The sequence below is a fragment of the Streptomyces calidiresistens genome (genome assembly GCF_014141525.1).
In the GTDB taxonomy this organism is placed as follows: domain Bacteria; phylum Actinomycetota; class Actinomycetes; order Streptomycetales; family Streptomycetaceae; genus Streptomyces; species Streptomyces calidiresistens.
This window is the reverse complement of sequence record NZ_VKHS01000723.1, coordinates 1-2,772: the sequence shown is the minus strand read 5'-3', so window position 1 is coordinate 2,772 and position 2,772 is coordinate 1. Positions and strand designations below refer to the sequence as shown.

Below are 2,772 nucleotides of genomic sequence, written 5' to 3'. Positions count from 1 at the left end.
CGGCGCCACCCCGCCCGTTCCCCAGCCCGAGCACCGCACCGTCCCCGCCTGGGCCTCCGGCATCGCGGTCGCCTCCATCGGCATCGGCGCCGGAGCCACCGGCCTCGGCTGCGGCGCCTGGCTGGTCCTGCACGGCCTGTCCGCCATCACCATCTGGGGCGTCGCGGCCATCGCCGCCCCCTTCATCGGCGTCGCCGCCGCGGCCGCCGCGATCGGCGCCGTCCTCTCCCGCATCCGCGCCGCCGGGGCCGCGACGCATGTGCACGCCGATGCCATTCACCACACCGAAATCCACACCCGTGCCGTGATCGCCCGCAACCGCATCACCGGCCCCTGACCCCACCACCCCGTTCCCCGCCTCGCCGACCCTCGGGAGACCCGCTGTGTGGCAGACACTCATCGCCGTGCTCGGCACCCTCGCCGGAGCCGTCACCACCCACCTCCTCGGAGCCCGCGCCGCCCGCCGCGCGACCCTGCGCCGCGACCAGCTGGCCGCCGTCACATCCCTCGCCGCCGCACTCGCCGACCACCGCCGGGCCATGTGGGTGCTCAAGGCCGCGGAAGTCTCCGGCGCGCCGGAGACCCGGCGCCTCGAGGCACTGGAGACCACGCACACCACCCGATCCGCCATCACCGCCCCGGCCATCGCCGTGCGCGTCATCCTCCCGGCCGCCGTGGACACCGCCGCCCGGTCCGCCATCGCGGCCACCTACGCGATCCGCGACGCGGCCGACGCCGCTGACCTCGCCGACCGCCGCCAGGTCGCGCTCGCCGCGGCCGAGGAGTTCGGCACCGCCGCTTCCGCCTACCTGCGCCGCCACACCTGACCGGCCACCCCGTCCCGCCACCGGCCCCACCCCCGCACCCCGGGGTGGTCTCCGGTGGCGCGGGCAGGGCCGCCGGCCCCGCACCACGCACCACCCGTTCCACGCATCCAGCCGACCCGGGAGGACCCGTGCCCACCACCGACACCGCGACCGACACCCCGACCACCGGCCCCGTGCTCGCCCCCGAGGCGATCGAGCTCCAGGCCGTGCACTACGGCACCCCGGTCATCTGCCTGGGCGAGGACGGGGACGTCCTCCTGGCCGTCACGTCCGACGTCCGGCGCGCGGTCGCCGCCTGGTCCCGGATGCAGCGCTACGACAGCGGCGAGCGCCTGGCCGTGTGGGCCGGCCTGGTCCCCCCGCCCTGCCCGTTCGACCCCGAGTGCGGCTGCGACCAGGAGGAGTGGGAGCCGCTGCCCGCCCCCACGGTTGAGCACCAGCACGTCGTGTTCCTCGGGCCCCCGCCCGGGGCCGGCCCGGACGAGGACTACGAGTTCTACCGGCCCGCCACCGCCGACACCCCCGGCGCGATCCGCGTGGTGGTGGCGACCCGATGAGCCTCCCCGTCTACGACTGGGGCACCGCCCCGGCCCACCTGATGACCCGCCGCCAGCTGCGGGGCGCCGGGCTGAGGCCGGGCGGGCACGACCCCGTCGCCATCCTGCGCTGCCGTGCCTGCCACGCCCGCCCCGCACGGACATGCATCCGCCCGGCGTGGCTCTACGACGCCCGCCTGGCCGTGCCCAAGCGCACGCCGACCCTGCGCCAGGAGGAAGCACTGGACCGCGCGATGGCCGCGCGGCAGACCTGCCAGGGGTGCGGGATCCGGCAGCCGCACTGCCTGCCCCGTCACGACCGGCGGTGCGCCGGCTGCGCGGCCGGGGACCTGGCGGTTGCCGCATGAGCCCCGACGCCCCGCTGCTGACCTGGCGCGACCCCCGCCACTACGACCACCGGGGCGACCGCCCCTGCGTCCTGTGCGGCCGGCCCACCCCGCTCCGCTCCCACCAGGGCGAGCCCGCACACAAAGCGTGCGCGGAACGGTGGGCCGGTGATCACCCGGGCGACACCCGGTTCGTGTCCGACCCGCCCGGTCGCGCCCGTATCCACGCCTGACACGACAAGGGGCCCGGTGGTTGCCGGGCCCCGGCACGCCCCGAAACCCACCGACCCCACGGAAGGGAACCATCCGTGCTCCCACGCCTCACCGACTCCGACATCACCGTCACCGACGGCTTCTGCGGAGGCGGCGGCTCCAGCGTCGGCGCCCGCCTCGCCGGAGCCCGGGTCCGCCTGGCCCTGAACCACTGGCCCCTGGCCGTCGACGTCCACAACGAAAACCACCCCGACACCGACCACGACTGCGCCGACATCAGCCAGGTCGACCCCCGCCGCTACCCCACCACCACCATCGCCTGGTGGTCCCCCTCCTGCACCCACCACACCAACGCCCGAGGCCGCCGCCGCCACATCGACGCCACCCCCGACCTCTTCGGCGAAACCCTCCCCGACGAAGCCGCCGACCGCTCCCGCGCCACCATGTGGGACGTCGTCCGCTTCACCGAACACCACCGCTACCGCACCGTCATCGTCGAGAACGTCATCGAAGCCCGCGAGTGGATCCTGTGGCCCGCCTGGCTCACCGCCATGACCGCCCTCGGATACCGCCACCGCACCGTCTACCTCAACTCCATGCACGCCACCGCCGCCGGCCCCGGCGCACCCCAATCCCGCGACCGCCTCTACATCGTGTTCTGGCGCAACGCGGACCCCGCACCCGACCTCGACACCTGGACCCGCCCCACCGCCCACTGCACCGCCTGCGGCCGAACCGCCCGCGCCGCCCAGGCCTGGAAGACCCACCGCACCCACGGCCGATACCGCTGGCAGTACACCTGGCGCTGCCCCACCCCCCGCTGCCACCGGGAAGTACACCCCACCGTCC

General features: G+C 75.7%; 5 protein-coding genes and 1 pseudogene. All 6 read left to right on the top strand.

The features are described 5' to 3' along the window. Positions 1–337: pseudogene (locus FOE67_RS21985) on the top strand (hypothetical protein); the annotation flags it as partial. A gap of 46 nt (positions 338–383) precedes the next feature. Further along, on the top strand, positions 384–827 hold the full coding sequence (gene kilB / locus FOE67_RS21980; RefSeq protein ID WP_182666575.1) for a plasmid transfer protein KilB: 444 nt from the start codon (positions 384–386) through the stop codon (positions 825–827). 128 nt (positions 828–955) lie between these two features. Then, a complete protein-coding gene (locus FOE67_RS21975) occupies positions 956–1,384 on the top strand; it encodes a hypothetical protein (RefSeq protein ID WP_182666574.1) in 429 nt (142 codons plus the stop codon). Beyond that, positions 1,381–1,731, top strand: coding sequence for an RRQRL motif-containing zinc-binding protein (locus FOE67_RS21970; RefSeq protein WP_182666573.1), 351 nt, complete (start codon positions 1,381–1,383; stop codon positions 1,729–1,731). Before FOE67_RS21975 ends, FOE67_RS21970 begins: the two co-directional genes overlap by 4 nt. After that, on the top strand, positions 1,728–1,943 hold the full coding sequence (locus tag FOE67_RS21965) for a hypothetical protein (protein WP_182666572.1): 216 nt from the start codon (positions 1,728–1,730) through the stop codon (positions 1,941–1,943). The genes FOE67_RS21970 and FOE67_RS21965 overlap by 4 nt, the downstream gene beginning before the upstream one ends. 75 nt (positions 1,944–2,018) lie before the next feature. After that, positions 2,019–2,772, top strand: a 754-nt coding sequence (locus tag FOE67_RS21960; protein WP_182666571.1) for a DNA cytosine methyltransferase, incomplete at its 3' end; no start/stop codon positions are given.

Bases quoted from the DNA above. Each gene is read 5' to 3' on its own strand.
- FOE67_RS21965 (WP_182666572.1), top strand. From the start codon at position 1,728: ATGAGCCCCGACGCCCCGCTGCTGACCTGGCGCGACCCCCGCCACTAC.
- FOE67_RS21970 (WP_182666573.1), top strand. From the start codon at position 1,381: ATGAGCCTCCCCGTCTACGACTGGGGCACCGCCCCGGCCCACCTGATG.